Origin of the sequence: Archangium violaceum Cb vi76, from assembly GCF_000733295.1 — a bacterium.
Classification (GTDB): domain Bacteria; phylum Myxococcota; class Myxococcia; order Myxococcales; family Myxococcaceae; genus Archangium; species Archangium violaceum.
Map to the genome: position 1 here is coordinate 122,876 of NZ_JPMI01000045.1, position 20,955 is coordinate 143,830.

Below are 20,955 nucleotides of genomic sequence, written 5' to 3' on the forward strand. Positions count from 1 at the left end.
ATTTGCGTGTGTAGCGGGTAAAGACAGACCCCCACACTTTACGGGAGATCCGGGATTGGTGACGCCCCGTGTCTCCCGTCCGGACTCCCAGCCAATTCCAGACAGAACCTATTTGACCAGTCTTTCAATTTCTTCCGAGCTAAAGCCTGCCTCGAAAAGAATTTTATGTGTGTGCTGTCCAAGAACCGGGGGAGGACGCAGCGGGGTCTCGCCCATGCGCAGCGGCGTGAGGAGGTGGGTCACCCGTCTCCCACGTTGGGTGTCTTCAGACTCCACGAACAGATTCCTGGCGCGGAGCTGGGGATCCGCCAGCACCTCATCGCCTTCCAGTACGGGTTCGACACACACATCCGCGCCCGCGAAGCGCTCCGTCCAATACGCCAGGGGATGCTCGGCGAAGATGCGGGTGAACTCGGCCTTCACGCGCGCGCCGGCCTCGCCGGTGTCATAGGCATCCGCGAGCAGGTCCGGCCGCCCCAACACCTGACACACCCCGGCGAGGAACTTGGGCTCCAGCGCGCCCACGGACAGGTAGCGGCCATCGCGGGTGCGGTACAGGCCGTAGCAGGCGTAGCCGCCATTGAGCGTCTCGCGGCCGCGGCGCAGCGGCTGGCCCTGCTCGCCCATGAAGAGCCGCGCCGCCAGGTGCATGTGGAGGAAGGCCGTGGCGCCATCCGTCATGGACACGTCCACGAAGCGGCCCTGGCCGGTGCGCTCGCGCTCGTGGAGCGCCGCGAGGAGGCCCACCAGCGCGAAGAGGCTGCCGCCGCCGATGTCACCCAGTTGCACGCCGGGGAAGGCCGGGGCGCCGTCCGCCTCGCCGCCGTAGCCGAGCACGCCCGCGCGCGCCGCGTAGTTGAGGTCATGCCCCGCCTTGAGCCGGTCCGGCCCCGTCTGCCCATAGCCGGAGATGGCGCAGTAGACGAGCCGCGGGTTCTCCGCGTGCAGCACGCTCCAGCCCAGGCCCAGCTTGTCCATGACGCCGGGCCGGAAGCTCTCCACCAGCACGTCGTAGCCGCGCACCAGCCGCTTGAAGGCCTCGCGCGCCTCGGGGGCCTTGAGGTCCAACGTCAGCGAGCGCTTGTTGCGGTTGAGCCCGTAGAAGAGCGCGCTCTCGTCGTCGCGCAGCGGCGCCATCTGGCGGAGGTAGTCACCGCCCTGGGGGTCCTCCACCTTGTCCACCGTGGCGCCGAGATCGGCGAGCACCAGCGTGGCGTAGGGGCCGGGCAGAAGACGGGAGAGATCCAGGACCTTGAGTCCGGACAGGGGAAGCGTGTTCATGGGTGGGGGGAGGGGGCTGGAGGGGGGAGACAAAAAAGAAGCGGCGCGGCCCCGGGAGAGGAGCACACGCCGCTCGTGGAGCCATGCGCCCGAGGGCGCGGCTCCGGGTGAGACTAGCCGAGCAGCTTCGCCAGCTTCATGGCGAGGGCCATGTCCATCGGCTTGAACTTGAGCTTGCCCTGCATGGCGGCCATCTGCGCGTTGAGCTGCTTGGCGCGGATCTTCACGAAGTCGTCGTTGCTGACGGTGACGGTCATCTTCGGGGTGCCCTCGGCGCCCTTGGAGACCCAGCCCTCGGTCTTGGTGCAGTCCAGCGTCCAGGTGCCGCCATTGTCGCCGGTGATGTTGAAGTGGATGACCGCGGAAATGTCCTTGGCCAGCTCCGGCTTGTCCTTCAGCACGATCGGGATGTCGTTCTCGATGATGTCCTGTGCGCTCGCCATCGCTTCTCTCCTTTGAGGAATTGACTGGTGAATCAACGACCGGGCGGCACCGTAATGACGGGGCCCGGGCGGGTCAAGCCGCGAGGTGAGCCGGGGGGTGGCTCAACGTCCGGCGCTGGAGGCCTGCGCCTGGCTCAGCGAGCGCCGGACCATCTCCAGGAGATCATTGAGCTCGAAGGGCTTGGCCAGATGGCCCACCGCGCCAATGTCCGTGGCCTTGCTGCCCACGTTGCGGTCCGCGCTGAGGACGATGAGGGGGATGCCGGCCACGGACGGGCGCTGCCGCATGCGCTGGGCGAACTCCCAGCCGTCCATCACCGGCATCATCAAGTCCAGGAGGATGAGCTGGGGCGGATCCGGCTCGAGCCGCTCCAGGGCCTCCTTGCCATTGCGGGCGCGGCGGATCTCGAAGCCCTCGGCCTCGAGGATCTCCGAGAGGGCCTCGAGGATGTCCGGGTCGTCATCGACCACCAGCACGACGTTGGACCCCTGGTGCTGAAGATTGGCGGAAGACAGGTTCTTCTCCTGAGTGACGCGCACCCTCGATTTTCTCTCAAGGGACGGGAAAGGAAGGATGAATTCAACCGGCTCGCAGGGCAACAGGGCAGGCTCGTTGCAAAATCGACAATGCCTCCCCACCGTTTTCCTAACCCATGGACGAGGAGACGGCAGGCGTGAATCACGCGGGGGAATGGAGGCAGGCGGCGGCCGGAGAGGACGAGCCCGGGTTCGCCATCCTCTCGCGGCGAGGCCTGGTGCGGGAGGTGGATGGGCGGCTGAGGGCCCATCTGGGGGTGGAGCGGCTCCCCGAGAGCGTGGGCTCGCTGATGGAGCTGATGGAGGCGGTGGGCTTCCAGCGGCGGCCGGGTGCGGACCTGTGGGAGCACGAGGGGCGGCTGCTGCGGGCGGGCGAGAGTCCCCTGGAGGACGGGACGCGGCTGGTGTGGACGCAACCCGCCGAGGGCGACGAGGAGCTCGTGCGCCGGCGGGTGCGCTACCTGGGGCTGGCGTCGCATGACTTGAGGGGCTCCCTGGCGAACGTGCGCTCGTACGCCGCCCTGCTCCTCAATGGGCGCATTCCGTTGGAGCCCAAGGCGAAGCGCGGACTGGAGACGATCCTGCGCAACACGGACAAGGCCCTGGCCTTCGCCCAGGACTTCTTCGACGCGAGCCGGGCGGACCTGGGCATGCTGGCGTGCGAGCGGGAGCGGCAGGCGCTCGAGCCCCTGCTCGCCAACGCGGTGGAGCACCACCTGGAGGCGGCGGGCACGGCGAGCGTGGCGCTGAGCCTGGAGCTGCCCGGAGGCCCCCTGCCCGAGGTGGAGGTGGACGGAGGCCGGGTGCAGCACGCCGTGGAGGCCTTCATCCGCCACCACCTGCTGCGCGCCCAGCCCGGGGAGCAGCTCCGGGTGCGGGCCCGGCCGGAGGGTGGAATGCTCCAGGTGGAGGTGCGGCGCGATGGCGTGCCCCTGACGGAGGAGGAGCTCACCCTCACCTTCGCGCGGGAGGAACGCGCCTTCCGGGAGAAGAAGCTGGAGGATCCGCTGCGGCTGGGGCTCGCCCGGCAGGAGGTGGAGGCGCTCGGCGGCTCCGTCGGGGTGACGGCCGATGCCGGGGGCACCACGCTCTACCTTACACTCCCCATCGCCCTCGCTTCCTCGGCGGGCATACAGGTCTGAACAGCCCTTTCGTCGTGCTGGCGACCCGCGCCCCGGGGGGCTATCCTGCCCGGGCCTTTTCCTTCCGGGAGCGCGCGATGGGTCTGAAGATGTCGGAGATTCTGCTGATCATGGCGGTGCTGCTGCTCCTGTTCGGAGCCACGCGCCTGCCGCAGCTCGGCTCCTCGCTGGGAAGCGCCATCCGCAACTTCAAGCGTGGCTTCAGCGAAGACGAAGGCTCCTCCTCCTCCTCCGACGAGAAGAAGCCGACCGGCACGCTCGCCAGCAATGGCACGGTGGAGAAGGACGCCACCGCCCGCAGCACCAGCCACCAGGGCTGAGCTCTCCGGGTTTCGTCCCGAGTCGCACCACGCCCGCGCCGGTCTCTCCTCCGTGAGAGATGGGCACGGGCGTCGTCGCTTGCGGGCCCGGCGTAGACCCTCACCCCGACCCTCTCCCAGAGGGAGAGGGAGTTCAGTCCGCGCGATCTTCCTTGTCGTAGAGCCCGTCCAGCACCGCCTTGTACTTCTGGCTGACGTGCTTGCGCTTCACCTTGAGGCTCGGGGTCAGCTCGCCCGTCTCCTGGCTGAAGTCCGCCTCCATCACCGCGAAGCGCTTGAGTGTGCTGTAGGACGGCAGCTCCGTGTTCACCTTGTCGAGGAGCTCCTGCACCGCGGCCCGGAGCGCCGGCTGGCGGCACACCTCCGCGTAGCTCCCGGCCTTCACCCCCAGGCCGTCGAGCAGCTTGCGCGCGGGCTCCTCGGCCACGGTGATGAGCGCCACCAGGTACTTGCGCTCGTCACCGTGGACCACCGCCTGGCTGACGAGCGGGTACGTCTTGAGCGTGTTCTCGATGTTCTGCGGCGAGACGTTCTTGCCGCCCGAGGTGACGATGATGTCCTTCTTGCGATCGGTGATGGTGACGTAGCCGTCCGCGCCCACCTCGCCGATGTCCCCGGTGTGGAACCAGCCATCGGCCTCGAGCACCTCGGTGGTGGCCTCCGGGTTCTTGTAGTAGCCCTTCATCACCCCAGGGCCGCGCAGGAGGAGCTCCCCGTCCGGGGCGACCTTCACCTCGGTGCCGGGCATCGGCGGGCCCACGGTGCCAATCTTGATGCGCTCCGGCGGGTTGACGCAGGAGGCGGCCGACGTCTCGGTGAGGCCGTAGCCCTCCAGCACCTTGTAGCCGAGCAGCTCGAAGAACCAGGCGATCTTCCGGGACAGCGGCGCGCCACCGGAGACGAACAGGCGCATGTTGCCGCCCAGCTTCTCGTCGAGCGAGGCGCGCACCTTGCTGAACACCAGCTTGCGCGCCAGGGCCAGCCCCACCAGGGCGGGCTCGCGGCCCTGCGTCTTCGCCTCCACGTACTCCTCGAAGAGCGAGAAGGCCCAGCGGAACAGGCGGCCCTTGAGGCCGGGCGCGGCGGAGCCATTGGCCACCACGCCGTTGTAGACCTTCTCGAAGACGCGCGGCACCGCTGGGAGGATGGTGGGGCGCGTCTCCACGAGGTTGGCCAGCAGCTTGTCCGCGGACTCGGCGAACGCCATGCGGAAGCCCATGGACAGCCACGCGGCCTTCACCACCTGCCCGAAGGAGTGCGCCAGGGGCAGGAACATCAACACCGAATCGCTGGGCGTCATCACCCCGAGGCTCTTCACCCCGTTGGCCTCGTAGGCCCAGTTGCCGTGGGTGAGCAGCACCCCCTTGGGGTCCCCCGTGGTGCCCGAGGTGTAGATGATGCAGCACACGTCCTCGGGCTTCATCTGGCGCGCCCGCTCGTCGAAGGACTCCGGGCGCGCGGCATGCGCCGTGCGGCCCTGCTCCATCAACCGTGCGAGCGTCAGCTCCGTTTCGCCCGTGCTGGCGCCCTCGAAGAGCACCACCTCGCGCACGCCGGGACACTCCGCGAGCTTCTGCCGCAGGCGGGTGGCACGGCCCGGCTGCCTGGGCGTCTGCTCGTCATGGTCCACGAAGACGAGCGACGCCTCGGAGTGGTTGAGGATGTAGCGCACCTCGTCCGGCGTGTTGGAGGCGTAGATGGGGACGGTGATGGCCTGGGCGGCGGAGATGGCCAGATCGCACACCACCCATTGCAGGCTGGTGTCCGCGAAGATGGCCACCCGGTCCCCCGGCTTCACGCCCTGGGCGAGGAGGCCGGCGGACAGCGCCTTCACGTCCTCCAGGATGCGCCCCCAGGTGACGTCCTCCCAGCGGCCGCCCGTCTTCCAGCTCGCGGCGACCTTCGTGGGGGACTGGGCCCGTTGGAGCAGCAGCTCGACGAGGTTGCGCGCGTCCGAGGTGGCCAGCTGGGTCTCCGCCCTCATATGAGCTCCTCCTCTCCTACATTTCTTCAGTAACCCGGCTTCTCGCTCCTCGCGTCAGGGGCCCTCCCCGCCTGCCTGCCCGCCGTGGAGACGGACGGCGAGCCAGGGCCCCGGAAACGACGAAGGCGGCACCCGGGGTGCTCCGCACCTCGAGTACCGCCCGATTCTGTCGCCGACATGGTGCCTGTCCCGGACGTCAGGCGGCGTCGGCGGAGGAGGTGTCCTGCTGCTCCTCGTCCTGATTGAAGGCCGCCAGGTAGCGCTCGAGGAAGTTCTTCGTCTTGAGCTCCACCTGCCGCACGCGCTCGCGCGATACGCCCCAACGCTGGCCCAGCTCCTCCAGCGTGCGCGGCTTGTCCTGCGTGAGCCGCTCCTGGAGGATGTCCCACCCCAGGTCGCCAATGCGCTTGCGCACCTTGGACAGCGCCTCCTGCACTTCCTCGTTCTGCTCGCGAGCCAGGAACACCTGCTGAGGCGAGGGGCCCCCGTCCTCCAGGCGATCCAGGAACGTCGTCTCGCCTTCCTCGTCGATGCTCGCGTCCAGCGAGAAGTCCGTCATGCTGCCGCGCTCGGCCTCACCGCCGCGCACCTGGCTGCGGTTGTCCTTCAGGTAGCGGGTGATGTAGGCGCGAATCCACCACACCGCATACGTGGCGAAGCGCACGTTCTTCTTGGGGTCGAAGTGCTCGATGGCCTTCATGAGACCCACATTGCCTTCCTGGATGAGGTCATCCAGGCGGGCACCGCGGTTGGAGAATTTCTTCGCCACCGCCACCACGAAAGCCAGGTTGGACTGCGCGAGCGTCTGCCGCGCCGACTCATCTCCCTTGCGAGCGCGCCCGGCCAGTTCGTACTCCTGCTCTCGGGTCAGCTGAGAATGATCCCCGAGATGACGCAGGTAGTGCGACAGGCCCTCGGCTCCATACTTCATCGTCCTGTTCGCCATGTTTCGCGTCTCCAGTTCCTTCAGTGTGACGGACGCGCTCGCCCCCGGTTCCGCGTCCACATCTCTAGGACGCACAACGTGCCGAAGCGTTTCTCATTTCCATTCGGGGTTATTTGACCCGCTTACCCTGGCGACAAGCGGGCCTGGGGTCCGTTACGACCACGTAACGGCTCCATCCAGGGTGGGAAGTGACCTGCTCCCCGAAGAACGAGCGTGTCCGCTGAGGACTAAGAACGCTTGGGCGCGGGAAAGATTTTCTCGGGGTTGAGCATTCCTGAAGGATCGAAGAAGCCCTTCAAACGGCGCTGCAGCTCCAGCACCGTCTCGGCTTGCTCCATCGCCAGATATTCCCGCTTGGCGTGCCCCACGCCGTGCTCGCCCGTGATGGTGCCACCCATGGACACGGTGAGCTCCAACATGCGCCGGATGGCCGTCTCCACCAACGCGCGCTGGTGGGGGCCCTCGTAGAGGATGTTGGCGTGCAGGTTGCCGTCCCCCGCGTGGCCGTACGTGGCCACTGGCAACCCCAGCTCCTCCCCCATTTTCTTGAGGGCCAGGATGATGTCGGGAATACGGGACCGGGGTACCGCGATGTCCTCCGAGATCTTGTGCGGACGCAAGGAGCGCAACGCGGTGGAAACCACCCGGCGCACCGCCCAGAGCTTCTCGCGCTGGGACTCGTCCTGGGCCACGAGGACTTCCCGGGCGCCCTGCTGCTCGCAGATCTCACCCAGCCAGGCGAGCTCGGCGAACAGGCCCTCCTCCATGTTGCCGTCCACCTCGGCGATGACGGCCGAGCCGGCACCCGCCGGAAAGTTGAAGCCCCTTCCATCCACGGCCTGGAGCGCCACGTCGTCGATGAGCTCGAGCGTGCGCGGGAGGATGCCGGCCTTCAGCACCGCGGTGATGGCGTGCGCGGCGGTGTGCACCGAGTCGAAGATGACCAGGGCCGTCTTCACGTGCCGGGGCTTGGGGATGAGCTGGAGGGTGATTTCGGTGGCCACCCCGAGCGTGCCCTCGGAGCCCACGAAGAGGCCCACCAGGTCATAGCCGGCCACGCCCTTGATGGTACGGCGGCCCACGCGGACCACCTCGCCGCTCGGCAGCACCCACTCCAGGCCGATGACGTAGTCGCGGGTGACGCCGTACTTGAGCGCCCGGGGGCCTCCCGCGTTCTCCGCCACGTTGCCGCCCATCGTGCAGAACTCCCACGAGTTGGGATCCGGCGGATAGAAGAGGCACTGCGCCTCCACGGCCTTCATCAAGTCGCCCGTGATGACGCCCGGCTGCACCACCGCCGTGAGGTCCTCGGCCGAGACGGAGAGGATGCGGTTCATCCGCTCCAGGCTCACCGCCACGCCGCCCAGCAGGGGGAGCGAGCCGCCGCTCTTGCCACTGCGCGCCCCGCAGGGCGTGAAGGGCACCCCGAGCGCCTGGCAGGTGCGGAACACGGCGGAGACCTGCCCGGTGTTCTCGGGGAAGACCACGAGGTCCGGCGGGTAGACGCCCGAGTCGGACTCGTCCTCGGCGTAGTTCTCCAGGGTGGAGGCGTCGTGGCGCACCTGGCCCGGGGAGAGCACCTCCACCAGCGCGGCCCGCGCACGCTCCAGGAGGCCGGGGGAAACTCGGGGGAAGGTACGCTCCGCGGGCAGGGTCATCCGGACAGCTCCACTCGACTGCTCTTCACTCCACTGCTCTTCACTCCACTGCTCTTCACTCCACTCAACGCCTCGGGGCGCTCAGGCGCGTCCACAGCTCCCGGCGCAGGGCTCCGTCCTCACGCAACCGGCCCTCGTAGGCCTCCGAGTGCGTGCGGGCATCGCGCTGCCGATCTCCCCGGATGCGCAGACAGGACTGCTCCGCCTCGATGATGCAGGCGGTGGCCGGGCTCTTCAGCACGCGGGCCAGCGACGAGGCCACCTCGCGCGCCAGGTCCTCCTGGAGGATGAGCCGGTGCGCGAAGCAATCCACCAGCGCGCCCAGCCGGCCGAAGCCCACCACCCGCGAGCGCGGCACGTAGGCCACGTGCGCCCGGCCCTCGAAGGGCAGCAGGTGGTGCGGGCACATGGACTGGAAGCGCAGGTCCGTCACCACCACCAGCTCCCCGGACGAGTCCGCCGGTCCCGGGAAGGTCTCGCCCAGCGCCTCCTCGGGCGTGCGCGCGTAGCCGTCGAGGAACTCCGACGCCCACGCCTCGGCCACCCGCTCCGGAGTCCCCACGAGGTTGGGATCACTGTCCAGCGGCAGGCCCGCCGCGCGCAGGAAGTCCCGGATCGCCGTGGCCATGGCCTCCCGGTCGGGTTTCACGGGCGGGGCCCCTCGAGTCCTTCGAGCTGCGGCCATGGTGCGTGTCTTCCTCGTTGCCTGGTCGATACCTCAGGGGACGGGCACCCTATCCGAAGCCGCTACCTGAATCTCGTCTCCAATGACCCGTACCGGGTAGATACGCACGCGCGCGCCCGGAATCGTCGGGCTGATGCCCGTCCGGACGTCGAAGGCCCAGGCATGGAGGGGACAGTAGAGGAGGCACCCGTCCTGATCTCCCTCCGACATGGGGCCTCCGCGGTGGGGACAGGCCTGCTGCACCGCATGGAGCCGTCCGTCCACCTGGACCAGCGCCACCCACTCCTCCCCCACCCGCACCACCGCCCGGCCCCGCTCGTCCAGGTCAGACAGGTGCGCTACGGGAATGAAGTGCTCGTCCTCCTGTCCGTTCATGGCTCGTCCTTCAACGCCCCGCGTCGAGCGCGCCCTCCACACCTGAATACCCGGATACTGGGGCCGTCGCACCCTTGACACCCCTCCAGGGGACCAGTAGAGCGAATAATTACCGTCTTCCTGCCCGATGAGAATGCGCGCCCACATCGCTGGCCACCTCATCGCCACCCTGTTGGTGGTGCTCTGGGTTGCCCAGCCGCTGATCGCCATCGCGCACGCGCAGGAACACGTCCACCGCTACTGCCCCACCCACCGCGCCTTCGAGGAGAGCCCGTCCAGCAAGGGCTCGGCGCTCTCGGCGCAACTCCGGGACGCCAAGGCCTTCGAGAAGCTGCCGCCCGCCTCCCCCGGAGGCTCGCTCAAGCACGAGTCGTGCGCCTTCGTCTCGGTCAGCACCCGGGACGAGGTGACGAGCCCCGAGGTGCGGCCCGTCCTCCAGGCGTGCCTCGAGGTGAGCCGCCCGGCCACCGCGCCGCCCCGGCCCCAGTCCTCGCTGTCCGTCCTCGACACCGCCCCCAAGGCCTCGCCTCCCGTGCGCGTCTAGCGCGGTCGAAGCGTGGTCCTTGGGTCGACGTCCGCCTGCTCTTCGGACGTCCGGTTCGCGGAGTGCATTGTGTCCCCCACGTCGTGCCGGCTCGCCGGTCTCGCTGTCTGCCTGTCTTTCTGTCTCTCCCCTCTCACACCCGCCTCGGCCCAGACGCCGCGGGAGGACACGGACACGCCCGCCCAGGAACCGGAGCCCGCTCCGGACCCGGGCCTGTCCGCCGAGGACTTGAAGGATATCGAGGAGGCGCTCGGCAAGGACGCCGCCGCGGCCGCCGAGGCGGGCACGGCTCCCGCCACCACCCCACCCGCGTCCTCCAACGGCGTGACGCTCAGCCCGACGAACATCGACTTCCACGGGCTGAACCTCGCCTTCATCCTGGACGTGGCCGCCGCCGGCTTCACCTCCAAGGAGCCACTGCAGACGGGCGGGCATGATCCCACCACCAACGGCTTCAACCTCCAGCAACTGGAGCTGTCCATCAACACGGCGGTGGACCCGTACTTCCGCTTCGACGGCAACATCGTCTTCAGCCAGTTCGGCGTGGAGATAGAGGAGGCGTACGCCACCACGTCGAACCTGCCGGGCAACCTCCAGGTGCGCGCCGGCCAGTTCCTCACCCGCTTCGGCCGCATCAACCCCACGCACCCGCACTCGTGGGAGTTCGTGGACCAGCCCTTCGCCATCGGCCGCGTCTTCGGCGGCGAGGGCAACCGCGGGCTCGGCGTGGAGGGCTCCTGGCTCACCCCGCTGCCCTGGTACGTGGAGGTGCTCGGCTCCGTCACCGACGCCAGCGGCGAGTCCACCGCGCGCAGCTTCCTGGGCGCCGATCTGGGCGGAGTCACCTCCCCCTTCGACTTCCAGTTCACCGGCCTGCTGAAGCAGTTCTTCCCGCTGTCGGATGACCTGTCGCTGCTGTGGGGCCTGTCCGCCGCGGATGGTCCCAACCCCACCGGCTACCGCAACCGCACCGACGTGTTCGGCACGGATGTGTACCTCAAGTACCGGCCGCTCAAGGGCAACAGCTTCACCACCGTGGCCCTCCAGGCCGAGCTCCTCTACCGGCGCCGCCAGGTCCCCCAGGACGTGCTGTCGGACCTCAACGGCTACGCCCAGCTGTCCTGGCGCTTCGATCAGCGCTGGGCCGTCGCCGGCCGCTACGAGCTCGGCACCCCGGCGTACGGACAGAACGGCTCCGTGGCGGACGATCCGCTCGACCCCGAGTGGACCGGCAACCGCCAGCGCCTCTCCGCCAACGTCACCTTCTGGCCCACCGAGTTCTCCCGCCTGCGCCTGCAGGGCGCCACGGACATCGCCAGCTGGCGCGAGCGTCCGGACTACTCGGTCTTCCTCGCACTCGAAGTGGTGATGGGCGCGCACGGCGCCCACTCCTTCTAACCCGTCTTGCTCTGGAGCCTTCGATGAGCCCCTTCCGATGCTTCGTGGCCCTGAACGCCGTCCTCCTGGGCCTGCTGTCCCTTCCCGCCCGCGCCGACCTCAAGGTGGTCACCACGCTGCCGGACCTCGCCGCCATCACCAAGGCCGTGGGCGGCGAGCACGTGCAGGTGACGTCCCTCGCCCTGCCCACGCAGGATCCGCACTTCGTGGATGCCCGGCCCAGCCTGGCCCTGGACGTCAACCGCGCGGACCTGTTGATCGCCATCGGCCTGGAGCTGGAGGTGGGCTGGCTGCCCGCGCTCCAGAATGGCGCCCGCAACACCCGCATCCTCACCGGCAGCCCGGGCTACCTCGAGGCGGCCCAGTTCGTGCGCACCCTGGAGGTCCCCACCACCCGCGTGGACCGCAGCCAGGGAGACGTGCACGCCGGAGGCAACCCGCACTTCCTCTATGACCCGAGGGCCGCGCTGCAGGTGGCCCGGGGCATCACCGACCGCCTGGCGTCGTTGGATCAGAAGAACGCGGAGGCCTACCGCGCCAACCTGGAGAAGTTCACCGCCGAGCTGGAGAAGGCGCGCGCGGGCTGGGAGCAGCGGCTGGCCGGACTCAAGGGCACGCCCGTGGTGGCCTACCACCGGACGACGGCGTACCTGGCCAACTGGCTGGGCTTCGACACCATCGCCTACCTCGAGCCCAAGCCCGGCATCCCGCCCAACCCCGCCCACGTGGCCCAGGTGCTGACCCAGGCCCGCCAGCGCAAGGCCCGCTTCATCCTCCAGGAGGACTACTACCCCACCACCACCTCCAAGCTGGTGGCGAGCAAGATTCCCGCGCCCCTCGTCCTCTTCACCTCGGGCACCGACTTCCGCGGCGGACAGACGTACCTGCAACACCTGGAGGATCTGATGACCCGGCTCGAGAAGGGCATGAAGGGCCAGGGGACCTGAGCCATGCGCCGCGCATTCTTCCTCCTGAGCTGCCTGGGCCTCGGCGCCTGCGCGTGGGAGCCCGGCCAGGGCTTCGCGGTGCTGGAGCCCACCGTGCGCGCCGCGTACGAGCCGCTCGCCGACCGCACCACGCCCGACGGCTACCAGCAGCTCAGCTCGAACTACCAGGTGCTCGTGGACGGGGCCTCGCTGCGGCTGTCGGGCATCGAGTTGATCGCCATCGCCGGAGGCTCGGGCGGGGGCTTCAATCCCGCCAACCCGCCCCCGGGCTACTCGCTCTGCCACGGCGGACACTGCCACCGCGACGACGGAGCGCTCATCCCCTACGAGCAGGTGGCCGCGGAGGCGGGCGGTGGGGGCGGCTCCAGCACGGTGGCGACGCTGCCCGTGACCGGACCGTTGAACCTGCTGGCGCCGGAGCGGCTCGCGGTGGAGTGCCTGCCGGACTGTGCGCTGCCCCAGACCACCGTGTCCCAGGACCGCTGGGGCATCGAGTCGCTCCAACTGGAAGGCACCGTGCGCGACGCACGCGTTCCCGCGCGTTTCCCCGGCGAGCGCCGCTTCCGGTGGGTGCTCTCCCGGACCTCGACCAGCGAAGCGCCAGCGGCGGTGCTCGACGGCTCGATGGACCTGCCCTCGGACCGCTCCACGCCCCCCCAGGCGAAGCTGGACCTGAACCTGGTGCTCACGGCCCGGCTCTTCGACGCCGTGGACTGGAGCACGCTGACGGAAGGCTCGGACGGAGTGGTGGAGATCAGTGACGAGGAGAACCGTGAGGTCCACGCCGCGTTGAAGGAGCGGCTGGCCACGGTCTCGCCCGAAGCGGAGGTGACCCGTGGCGAACGGTGAGCACACGCACGACAGCGGGCCCGCGAAGACGCCCGGGCCCACGCACCAGCACGAGGCCGACCTGCTCCTGTGCTGCGAGGAGCTGGTCATCGGCTACCAGGGCCAGGCGCTGCTGCCGCCCATCAACCTCCAGGTGCACCGAGGCACCTTCCTGGCCGTCATCGGCCGCAACGGCTCGGGCAAGAGCACGTGGTTCAAGACACTGCTGGGCCTGCAGCACCCGGTGTCCGGCCGCGTGTACCGCTCCAGCCCCCAGGTGAAGAGCGCGTACGTGCCGCAGACGTCCGGCATCGACGGGATGCTCCCGGTGCGCTCGCGCGAGCTGGTGCACTGGGGCCGGCTGACGGGGTGGAACTTCCTGCGGCCCTTCTCCAAGCGGGAGGATCGCCAGGCGGTGGACACGGCGCTGGAGACGGCGGGAGCGGGCCCCCTCGCCAACCGGCCCTACCGCGAGCTGTCCGAGGGCCAGAAGCAGCGCGCCCTGCTCGCGCGGGTGCTGGCCACCGAGGCGGACCTGGTGCTGCTGGACGAGCCCACCGCGGCGATGGACGCCGTGGCCGAGCGGGAGACCATGCGGCGCCTGGCGGAGCTGGCGCGCGAGCGGCGGCTGGCCGTGGTGGTGGTGAGCCATGACCTGCGGGTGGCCGCCGAGTTCGCGGACCAGCTGCTCTTCGTGGATAGAGAGGCCCCGGCCGTGGTTCTTGGGGACGCGAACACGGTCTTCTGCCATCCTGCCTTCCGGCACCAGTACGGCGACGATTACTGCCCCCGCCATCCTTCTTCAGGACACCCCCTTGGACCCGCAACTGGCTGAGACCAACACCTGGGCACAGTTCTGGGACGCCTACGAGCTGTTCAGGGATCCGATGCTCTGCGCGCTCATCGCGGGCAGCGTGCTGGGATTCCTGAGCGTGTACGTGGTGCTGCGGCGCATGGTGTTCGTCAGCGCCGCGGTGACGCAATCGGCCGGCCTGGGCGTGGCGCTGGCCTTCTACGCGGAGATCCACCTGGGCCTGCACGTGGCGCCCACCCTGGGCGCGGTGGGCCTGTCGCTGCTGGCCACGCTGCTCTTGATGATGGAGCCCACGCGGCTGCGCATCTCGCGCGAGGGCCTGCTGGGCCTGGCCTACGCGTTCACCGGGGGCGCCTCCATCCTGGTGGGAGACCGCATCTCGCAGGAGGCCCATGACATCCAGGGCATCCTCTTCGGCACGGCGGTGCTGGTGGAGCGGCCCCAGCTCATCGCCGTGGGCGTGGTGGGCGCGCTCACCCTGCTCTTCCACCTGTGGTGGTTCCGCGGCCTCACCTTCGCCAGCTTCGATCGCACCGGCGCCATGGTGCAGGGGCTGCCGGTGCGGGCGCTCGACGCGGTGCTGATGATCTCCATCGGGTTGATGGTGGGCGTGTCCGCGCGGGCACTCGGCGCGCTGCCGGTGTTCGCCTTCTCCACGCTGTCGGCCATCGCGGCGCTGGTGTTGGACCTGCGGCTGCCGTGGACCTTCCTGCTGGCCACGCTCGCGGGCGCCATCTCCGGCCTGGGCGGCTACCTCTTCGCCTACTTCTACAACTTCCCCGTGGGCGGCTCGCAGACGGTGCTCGCGAGCGCCCTGGTGGTGATCGCGCTGCTGGCCCGGGGCGTGCGGCAGCTCGTCCTGGGCGGCGGGACGCGCTGAGCCTCTCACGCGTTTCGCCGGATTGAGGTCACCACCTCCAGACGTGTGCGCGGACGGGCAGCCGCACTCCACTCGTAGTCGACTACGAGCGATATGCGACAATCACCCACACCGCTCGTAGTCGACTACGAGTGAAGGGGGCGGCGAGAGCGCGTTCCGCGGAGGCAAAGACACAAGGCAGCCCCGGACTGCGAGCCGAGCAGCGAAGCAGCTCACCGCTCGAGGGTGAAGCACGTCACCACGCGCGAGTGCGCCAACTGGTACCGTCGACCCACACCACGCATTCAACGGGCACTTCCAGGCGAACGAATCCGTTGTGGTGTCTTGCTTTGCTCCCTCTGCCAACGGCTGACTCCATGAATTCCCTCGTGCGACATACCCTGTGGCTCTTCTTCATCTGTCTGGCCATCCCCGCCGCACACGCCCAGGAGTCCTCCAGGGTCGTGCTGCCTCAAACCCAGAATTTCTACATCAACGCCGTCGCCACGCTCTATGAGCAGGGCAGGTTCACCGAGGCCCTGTCCAAGCTGGAGAGGGCCCTGGAATGGAAGTCCAATGGCCCCGAGGAGATCGTCTGGCTCAAGGTCATGCAGGGCGTGCTCCAGGCGGAGCTGTCCCAGGACGAGGCCCTGGAATCCTTCAAGCAGGCCCTCGCGCTCGACAAGGACGCCCAACTGCCCTTCCAGGCCAACAGACGGCTGCGCAAGCTCTTCGAACAGGCCCGCGACACGCTCGGGCTGCCCGCGGACAAGACGCTCCTCGCCCAGGAACTGGAGCAGAACGCCGCCGCTTCCAAGACACCGCGGAGCGCTGCCCCTCCACCCCGTCGCTACGGCTGGAGCCTGGGCGTGCGCGGCGAGTTGGATGTGCTCGAGCCCATTCTCACCTCCGTCCAAGACACCGAGGAGAGTCCGTCCGAGCTCAAGTTCACCGCCGCCCTCTCCCCCGCCGTGAGCCTCGGCTACAACCAACAAAAGTGGGGGGGCGTGGCCACGGTGCTGGTGCAGAGCGCTCCGGGACTCCGGGCCGAGGGCCAATTCCATCCCCTCACCCTGAGCTGGGTGCGTCCCTATGCCCGCCTGGGCGCCACGGCTTTCTTCGCGGAGAAGGATGCGCAAGGCAATACAGTCCCCCTCGGCAGCGTGGGCGGGCGGGCAGCCCTCGGCGTGGACGTGCAGTTCACCTCCCGCCTGTCCGCCTTCGCCGATGTGGCCTACGAGCACTTCTTCGTCACTGGGGAGCGATACAGGCCCCAGTCCGTCCTGATCTCCGTGGGCGTGGGCTTGTTTCCCTGAGCCCAGCCGGACCATGGGGGTGAGAGGGCGGTGAACCGTGGAGCGCGTGACTGGCGCCCACCAGTGCCGGTGCTACGCTCGGTGGACATCGGCCTGAGTCGCGGGCGAATGCCTCGGGCCGGGAAAACACATCCCACCTGAAGGAGTCGTTCATGCAATCCCCACCAAGAACAAGGGTGGTGGCCGTTGCGCGGCTGGTCATGGCCTCGGCGTTGCTGTGGCTTGCTTGCGGCGAAGTCTCGTGGCGCGGTGAGGAAACGCCACACCGGGAAGGGCTCGAGCCCAGGGCCCTCCAGGCCACGTCCGGCCGGCAGTGGAGTGTCACCGGCCCCATGAACAGGGCCCGCGAGAAACACACGGCGACGCTCCTGCCCTCTGGCCAGGTGCTCGTCACCGGTGGCTCGGCTCCCAGCGGACCCCTCTCCAGCGCGGAGGTCTACGACCCGGCCACGGGCACGTGGAGCCCCACGGGCACCCTGGCCATGCCGCGCACCAACCACACGGCGACGCTGTTGCTCTCTGGCCAGGTGCTCGTCACCGGTGGCTCGGGCCCCAGCGGCTCCGGCCCCATCGGCCCCCTCTCCAGCGCGGAGGTGTACGACCCGGCCACGGGCACGTGGAGCCCCACGGGCCTGCTGGCCACGGCCCGCGAGAAACACACGGCGACGCTCCTGCCCTCCGGCCGGGTACTCGTCACCGGTGGCTCGAGCCCCAGCGGCCCTTTCTCCAGCGCGGAGGTGTACGACCCGACCACGGGCACGTGGAGCCCCACGGGCCTGCTGGCCACGGCCCGCGAGAAACACACGGCGACGCTCCTGCCCTCCGGCCAGGTACTCGTCACCGGTGGCTCGGGCTCCAGCGGCCCCTCTCCAGCGCGGAAGTCTATGACCCGGCCACGGGCACGTGGAGCCCCACCGGCCCCCTGGCCATGTCGCGCACCAACCACACGGCGACGCTCCTGCCCTCCGGCCAGGTGCTCGTCACCGGTGGCTCGGGCTCCAACGATTACCTCGCCAGCGCCGAGGTGTACGATCCGGACGCGGAAGCATGGAACACCACGGGTGCTCTGGCCGAGTCCCGAGCCAGCCACACGGCGACGCTCCTTCCCTCCGGCAGGGTACTCGTCACCGGTGGCACAAGCCCCAATGGCCGCCTGGCCAGCACGGAGGTATACGATCCAGGCACGGGGACGTGGAGCCCCACGGGCCTGCTGTCCACGGCCCGCAGTGGCTACACGGCAACGCTCCTGCCCTCCGGCAAGGTGCTCGTCGCCGGTGGCCTTGGCCCCAGCGGCCCCTTGGACAACACGGAGGTATACGACCCTGGCTCGGGGGCGTGGAGCCCCACGGGCCTGCTGTCCACGGCCCGCAGTGGCTGCACGGCAACGCTCTTGCCCTCCGGCAGGCTGCTCGTCGCCGGTGGCCTTGGCCCCAGCGGCCGCCTGGCCAACGCCGAGATATACGACCCGGCCACGGGGAGGTGGAGCCCCACCAAGGACCCGCTGACCACGGCCCGCGCTCACCACACGGCGACACTGTTGTCCTCCGGCAAGGTGCTCGTCTCTGGAGGCAATGGCGTGAGCGGCCCCCTCGCCAGCGCGGAGGTGTACGACCCGGCCACGGGGACGTGGAGCCCCACGGGCGCTCTGGCCACGGCCCGCGCTCACCCCACGGCGACACTGCTGTCCTCCGGCAAGGTGCTCGTCTCTGGAGGCAATGGCGTGAGCGGCCCCCTCGCCGGCGCGGAGGTGTACGACCCGGCCACGGGGACGTGGAGCCCCACGGGCGCTCTTGCCACGGCCCGCTATCTCCACACGGCGACGCTACTTCCCTCGGGAAAGGTGCTGGTTTCCGGTGGATGGGGTTCAAGGAACCACCTCGCCAGCGCGGAGGTGTACGACCCTCGCGAAGGGGCGTGGAGCCTCACAGGCTCGATGAACTCGGCACGTGCCAGCCACACGACGACGCTGTTGCCTTCCGGTCATGTGCTGCTCTCGGGTGGCCATGGCCCAAGCGACTCCCTCGCCAGCGCGGAGGTGTACGACCCGGCCACGGGCACATGGATCATCATCGGTTTTCCGGCCACGGCCCGCTATGGCCACACCGCGACGCTGTTGCCCTCGGACCAGATGCTCGTCACCGGTGGCAGTGGAGTGAACGGCCCCCTTGCCAGTACGCAGGTGCACGACCCGGGGTCGGGGGCATGGAGCACCACAAACGCACTAAGTACGGCCCGCTATTTCCACACGGCGACGCTGTTGCCCTCCGGCAAGGTGCTCGTCACTGGTGGCTTTGGACCCAGCGCCTCCCTCAACAGTACGGAGGTCTACGACCCGGCCATGGGGTCTTGGAGCCTGACGGGTCCTCTGGTCAAGGCCCGCTATCGCCACACGGCGACGCTGTTGCCCTCCGGCAAGGTGCTCGTCACTGGCGGCGCTGGCTCGAATGGCCCCCTCGCCAGCGCTGAGGTGTACGACCCAGTCACGAAGGTCTGGAGCACCACGGGAACACTGACCACGGCCCGCCATGGCCACACCGCGACGCTGTTGCCCTCCGACAAGGTGCTCGTCACCGGTGGCATTGGCTCAGACGGTCGCCTCGCCAGCGCGGAGGTGTATGACCCAGCCGCGGGCACGTGGAGCCCCGCAGGCACACTGGCCACGGCCCGCTATGGCCACACCGCGACACTGTTGCCCTCCGGCAAGGTGCTCGTCACCAGTGGCTCGGGCCCCAGCGGCCCCCTCGCCAGCGCGGAGGTGTATGACCCAGCCGCGGGCACGTGGAGCCCCGCAGGCCCACTGGCCACGGCCCGCTATGGCCACACCGCGACGCTGTTGTCCTCCGGCCAGGTGCTCGTCACCAGTGGCGTTGGCCCCAGCGGCCCCCTCGCCAGCGCGGAGGTCTACGACCCGGCCAGGAGGACCTGGAGTCTCACGGGCGCACCGGCCACGATCCGCCATGGCCACACGGAGACGCTGTTGTCCTCCGGCAAGGTGCTCATCACCGGCGGAGCTGGCTCGAATGGCCCCCTCGCCAGCTCGGAGGTGTACGACCCAGTCACGAAGGTCTGGAGCACTCCGGGAACACTGACCACAGCCCGCCATGGCCACACGGCGACGCTCCTGCCCTCCGGCAAGGTGCTCGTCACCGGTGGCTTGGGCTCCAGCGGCCCCCTCGCCAGCGCGGAGGTGTACGACCCGGCCGCGGGCACGTGGAGTCCCACGAGCGCTCTGGCCGCGGCTCGCCATGGCCACACGGCGACACTGTTGCCCTCCGGCAAGGTGCTCGTCACCGGCGGCTCGGGCCCCAGCGGCCCCCTCGCCAGCGCGGAGGTGTACGACCCAGCTGCGGGCACGTGGAGCCCCGCAGGCACACTGGCCACGGCCCGCCATGGCCACACGGCGACGCTGTTGCCCTCCGGCCAGGTGCTCGTCACCGGTGGCTCGGGCTCCAGCGGCCCCCTCGCCAGCGCGGAGGTGTACGACCCGGCCATGGGTTCCTGGAGCCTAACGGGTCCTCTGGTCAAGGCCCGCCATGGCCACACGGCGACGCTGTTGCCCTCCGGCCAGGTGCTCGTCACTGGCGGCGCTGGCTCGAATGGCCCCCTCACCAGCGCGGAGGTGTATGACCCAGCCGCAGGCACATGGGGCCCCGCAGGCACACTGGCCACGGCCCGCTATAACCACACCGCGACGCTGTTGCCCTCGGGCCAGGTGCTCGTCACCGGCGGCATTGGCTCAGACGGTCGCCTCGCCAGCGCGGAGGTGTATGACCCAGCCGCGGGCACGTGGAGCCCCGCGGGCAAACCGAGCACGGCCCGCCATGGCCACACGGCGACGCTGTTGCCCTCCGGCAAGGTGCTCGTCACCGGCGGCTCGGGCTCCAGTGGCCCCCTCGCCAGCGTGGAGGTGTACGACCCGGCCGCGGGCACGTGGAGTCCCACGAGCGCGCTGACCACGGCCCGCCATGGCCACACCGCAACGCGGTTGGCCTCTGGCCAGGTGCTCGTCACCGGTGGATCTGGCTCAAGCGGCGCTCTCTCCGGCACGGAGGTGTACGACCCGGGGACGGAGGTATGGAGCACCACGAGCGCTCTGGCCGCGGCTCGCCATACCCACGCGGCGACGCTGTTGCCCTCTGGCCAGGTGCTTGTCTCCGGTGGCTCTGGCTCAAGCGGCGCCCTCTCCGGCACGGAGGTGTACGACCCGGGGACGGGGGCATGGAGCACCACGAGCGCTCTGGCCGCGGCTCGCCATGCCCACGCGGCGACGCTGCTGCCCTCTGGCCAGGTGCTTGTCTCCGGTGGCTCTGGCTCAAGCGGCTCTCTCCCTGGCTCGGAGGTGTACGAAGGTACGGGAGCTCACATCGAGTGGCGCCCCGACATCGATGTACTCAACCCGCAGCACGCTCACCAGGACTCTCGCATCACGGGAAAGCGCTTGCGCGGCCTCTCGGAGGCAAGTAGCGGTAACGCCCAGAGTTCCGCCACGAATCTCCCCCTGATCGGCCTGATTTCGCTGGAGGGCGCAACGCTGACACGCGTTCCACTCCTGGACTCGGGCTCCGACAAGGAAGTGACCGTCCGGACACCGCTCGTACCGGAAGGCCATTACATCCTTTCCGTAATGACCAATGCCATACATGGAGGACAACTGGTGAGCGTGCTCGGCCAGACTCCGACGACACCCACGGTGACGCAACCCGCCAACAACACCCACATCAACTTCCCACTGACAGTCATTCGCGGCATGACAGAAGCCGGTAGCAAGGTCAGGGTATGGGTGAATGGGAAAGAAGTGCCAGATACCGACATTACCATGAACACCCAAACCAACTGGAGTATCACCCCAGGTACCGCCCTGCCTGAGGGACCCAACCA

Annotated in this window: 18 protein-coding genes and 1 pseudogene; 11 read left to right on the forward strand and 8 right to left on the reverse strand. The window is 69.2% G+C overall.

The genetic code is table 11. From position 1 onward, the window contains the following. Positions 1 to 108 precede the first annotated feature (108 nt). The 3 genes from Q664_RS07825 to Q664_RS07835 all read right to left on the reverse strand — a co-directional run bounded on the left by Q664_RS07825 (position 109) and on the right by Q664_RS07835 (position 2,201). Positions 109 to 1,281 carry a CaiB/BaiF CoA transferase family protein gene (locus Q664_RS07825; RefSeq protein WP_043391638.1) on the reverse strand — a complete coding sequence of 391 codons (1,173 nt, stop codon included), beginning with the start codon at positions 1,279 to 1,281 and terminating at the stop codon, positions 109 to 111. A 113-nt stretch (positions 1,282 to 1,394) separates the two neighbouring features. Next, entirely contained in the window at positions 1,395 to 1,724 is a 330-nt protein-coding gene (locus Q664_RS07830) for an SCP2 sterol-binding domain-containing protein (RefSeq protein WP_043391640.1), read from the reverse strand. 102 nt (positions 1,725 to 1,826) lie between these two features. Continuing rightward, positions 1,827 to 2,201 (reverse strand): response regulator, encoded by a 375-nt coding sequence (locus Q664_RS07835; RefSeq protein WP_043391706.1) that lies wholly within the window; start codon positions 2,199 to 2,201, stop codon positions 1,827 to 1,829. Between the two features lie 197 nt (positions 2,202 to 2,398). Between Q664_RS07835 and Q664_RS07840 the strand changes: the two genes are divergently transcribed. Next, positions 2,399 to 3,403 carry a sensor histidine kinase gene (locus tag Q664_RS07840; RefSeq protein ID WP_052517819.1) on the forward strand — a complete coding sequence of 335 codons (1,005 nt, stop codon included), beginning with the start codon at positions 2,399 to 2,401 and terminating at the stop codon, positions 3,401 to 3,403. A gap of 77 nt (positions 3,404 to 3,480) precedes the next feature. Further along, positions 3,481 to 3,723: a twin-arginine translocase TatA/TatE family subunit gene (tatA, locus tag Q664_RS07845; RefSeq protein WP_043391643.1), complete on the forward strand. Its 243-nt coding sequence runs from the start codon at positions 3,481 to 3,483 to the stop codon at positions 3,721 to 3,723. A 133-nt stretch (positions 3,724 to 3,856) separates the two neighbouring features. Here the strand turns inward: tatA and Q664_RS07850 are convergent, their stop codons facing one another. The 5 genes from Q664_RS07850 to Q664_RS07870 all read right to left on the reverse strand — a co-directional run bounded on the left by Q664_RS07850 (position 3,857) and on the right by Q664_RS07870 (position 9,371). Further along, on the reverse strand, positions 3,857 to 5,707 hold the full coding sequence (locus tag Q664_RS07850) for an AMP-dependent synthetase/ligase (RefSeq protein ID WP_043391645.1): 1,851 nt from the start codon (positions 5,705 to 5,707) through the stop codon (positions 3,857 to 3,859). A 196-nt stretch (positions 5,708 to 5,903) separates the two neighbouring features. Next, on the reverse strand, positions 5,904 to 6,653 hold the full coding sequence (locus Q664_RS07855) for a sigma-70 family RNA polymerase sigma factor (protein WP_043391647.1): 750 nt from the start codon (positions 6,651 to 6,653) through the stop codon (positions 5,904 to 5,906). Between the two features lie 227 nt (positions 6,654 to 6,880). After that, the gene (locus Q664_RS07860; protein ID WP_043391648.1) at positions 6,881 to 8,311 is read right to left on the reverse strand and encodes an FAD-binding oxidoreductase; all 1,431 of its coding nucleotides are present in this window, start codon (positions 8,309 to 8,311) and stop codon (positions 6,881 to 6,883) included. A gap of 64 nt (positions 8,312 to 8,375) precedes the next feature. Further along, a complete protein-coding gene (gene folE / locus Q664_RS07865; RefSeq protein WP_235216601.1) occupies positions 8,376 to 8,960 on the reverse strand; it encodes a GTP cyclohydrolase I in 585 nt (194 codons plus the stop codon). Between the two features lie 69 nt (positions 8,961 to 9,029). Next, on the reverse strand, positions 9,030 to 9,371 hold the full coding sequence (locus Q664_RS07870; RefSeq protein ID WP_043391650.1) for a Rieske (2Fe-2S) protein: 342 nt from the start codon (positions 9,369 to 9,371) through the stop codon (positions 9,030 to 9,032). A 127-nt stretch (positions 9,372 to 9,498) separates the two neighbouring features. Here Q664_RS07870 and Q664_RS07875 point away from each other — a divergent pair, with 127 nt between their 5' ends. The 9 genes and pseudogenes from Q664_RS07875 to Q664_RS51730 all read left to right on the forward strand — a co-directional run. Next, positions 9,499 to 9,915 (forward strand): hypothetical protein, encoded by a 417-nt coding sequence (locus tag Q664_RS07875; RefSeq protein WP_043391651.1) that lies wholly within the window; start codon positions 9,499 to 9,501, stop codon positions 9,913 to 9,915. A gap of 69 nt (positions 9,916 to 9,984) precedes the next feature. Continuing rightward, positions 9,985 to 11,313, forward strand: coding sequence for a hypothetical protein (locus Q664_RS07880; protein ID WP_043391653.1), 1,329 nt, complete (start codon positions 9,985 to 9,987; stop codon positions 11,311 to 11,313). 23 nt (positions 11,314 to 11,336) lie between these two features. Further along, complete coding sequence (locus Q664_RS07885; RefSeq protein ID WP_052517815.1) at positions 11,337 to 12,260, forward strand: metal ABC transporter substrate-binding protein; 924 nt, start codon at positions 11,337 to 11,339, stop codon at positions 12,258 to 12,260. Positions 12,261 to 12,263: 3 nt separating this feature from the next. Continuing rightward, positions 12,264 to 13,109 (forward strand): hypothetical protein, encoded by an 846-nt coding sequence (locus tag Q664_RS07890; protein WP_043391656.1) that lies wholly within the window; start codon positions 12,264 to 12,266, stop codon positions 13,107 to 13,109. After that, entirely contained in the window at positions 13,096 to 13,923 is an 828-nt protein-coding gene (locus Q664_RS07895) for a metal ABC transporter ATP-binding protein (RefSeq protein ID WP_043391658.1), read from the forward strand. The genes Q664_RS07890 and Q664_RS07895 overlap by 14 nt, the downstream gene beginning before the upstream one ends. Next, the gene (locus Q664_RS07900) at positions 13,904 to 14,782 is read left to right on the forward strand and encodes a metal ABC transporter permease (protein WP_043391660.1); all 879 of its coding nucleotides are present in this window, start codon (positions 13,904 to 13,906) and stop codon (positions 14,780 to 14,782) included. Before Q664_RS07895 ends, Q664_RS07900 begins: the two co-directional genes overlap by 20 nt. A 368-nt stretch (positions 14,783 to 15,150) precedes the next feature. Then, entirely contained in the window at positions 15,151 to 16,077 is a 927-nt protein-coding gene (locus tag Q664_RS07905) for a hypothetical protein (protein WP_152621975.1), read from the forward strand. A gap of 332 nt (positions 16,078 to 16,409) precedes the next feature. Continuing rightward, positions 16,410 to 16,865: pseudogene (locus Q664_RS60670) on the forward strand (Kelch repeat-containing protein); the annotation flags it as partial. 140 nt (positions 16,866 to 17,005) lie between these two features. Beyond that, on the forward strand, positions 17,006 to 20,955 hold a 3,950-nt coding region (locus tag Q664_RS51730), incomplete at its 3' end, for a Kelch repeat-containing protein (protein WP_052517816.1).

What these genes read in the sequence shown, in the direction of transcription:
- Q664_RS07825 (WP_043391638.1), bottom strand. Translation starts at nt 1,281, where the DNA reads ATGAACACGCTTCCCCTGTCCGGACTCAAGGTCCTGGATCTCTCCCGT.
- Q664_RS07875 (WP_043391651.1), top strand. Translation starts at nt 9,499, where the DNA reads ATGAGAATGCGCGCCCACATCGCTGGCCACCTCATCGCCACCCTGTTG.
- Q664_RS07860 (WP_043391648.1), bottom strand. Translation starts at nt 8,311, where the DNA reads ATGACCCTGCCCGCGGAGCGTACCTTCCCCCGAGTTTCCCCCGGCCTC.
- Q664_RS07830 (WP_043391640.1), bottom strand. Translation starts at nt 1,724, where the DNA reads ATGGCGAGCGCACAGGACATCATCGAGAACGACATCCCGATCGTGCTG.
- Q664_RS07850 (WP_043391645.1), bottom strand. Translation starts at nt 5,707, where the DNA reads ATGAGGGCGGAGACCCAGCTGGCCACCTCGGACGCGCGCAACCTCGTC.
- tatA (WP_043391643.1), top strand. Translation starts at nt 3,481, where the DNA reads ATGGGTCTGAAGATGTCGGAGATTCTGCTGATCATGGCGGTGCTGCTG.
- Q664_RS07870 (WP_043391650.1), bottom strand. Translation starts at nt 9,371, where the DNA reads ATGAACGGACAGGAGGACGAGCACTTCATTCCCGTAGCGCACCTGTCT.
- Q664_RS07885 (WP_052517815.1), top strand. Translation starts at nt 11,337, where the DNA reads ATGAGCCCCTTCCGATGCTTCGTGGCCCTGAACGCCGTCCTCCTGGGC.
- Q664_RS07855 (WP_043391647.1), bottom strand. Translation starts at nt 6,653, where the DNA reads ATGGCGAACAGGACGATGAAGTATGGAGCCGAGGGCCTGTCGCACTAC.
- Q664_RS07890 (WP_043391656.1), top strand. Translation starts at nt 12,264, where the DNA reads ATGCGCCGCGCATTCTTCCTCCTGAGCTGCCTGGGCCTCGGCGCCTGC.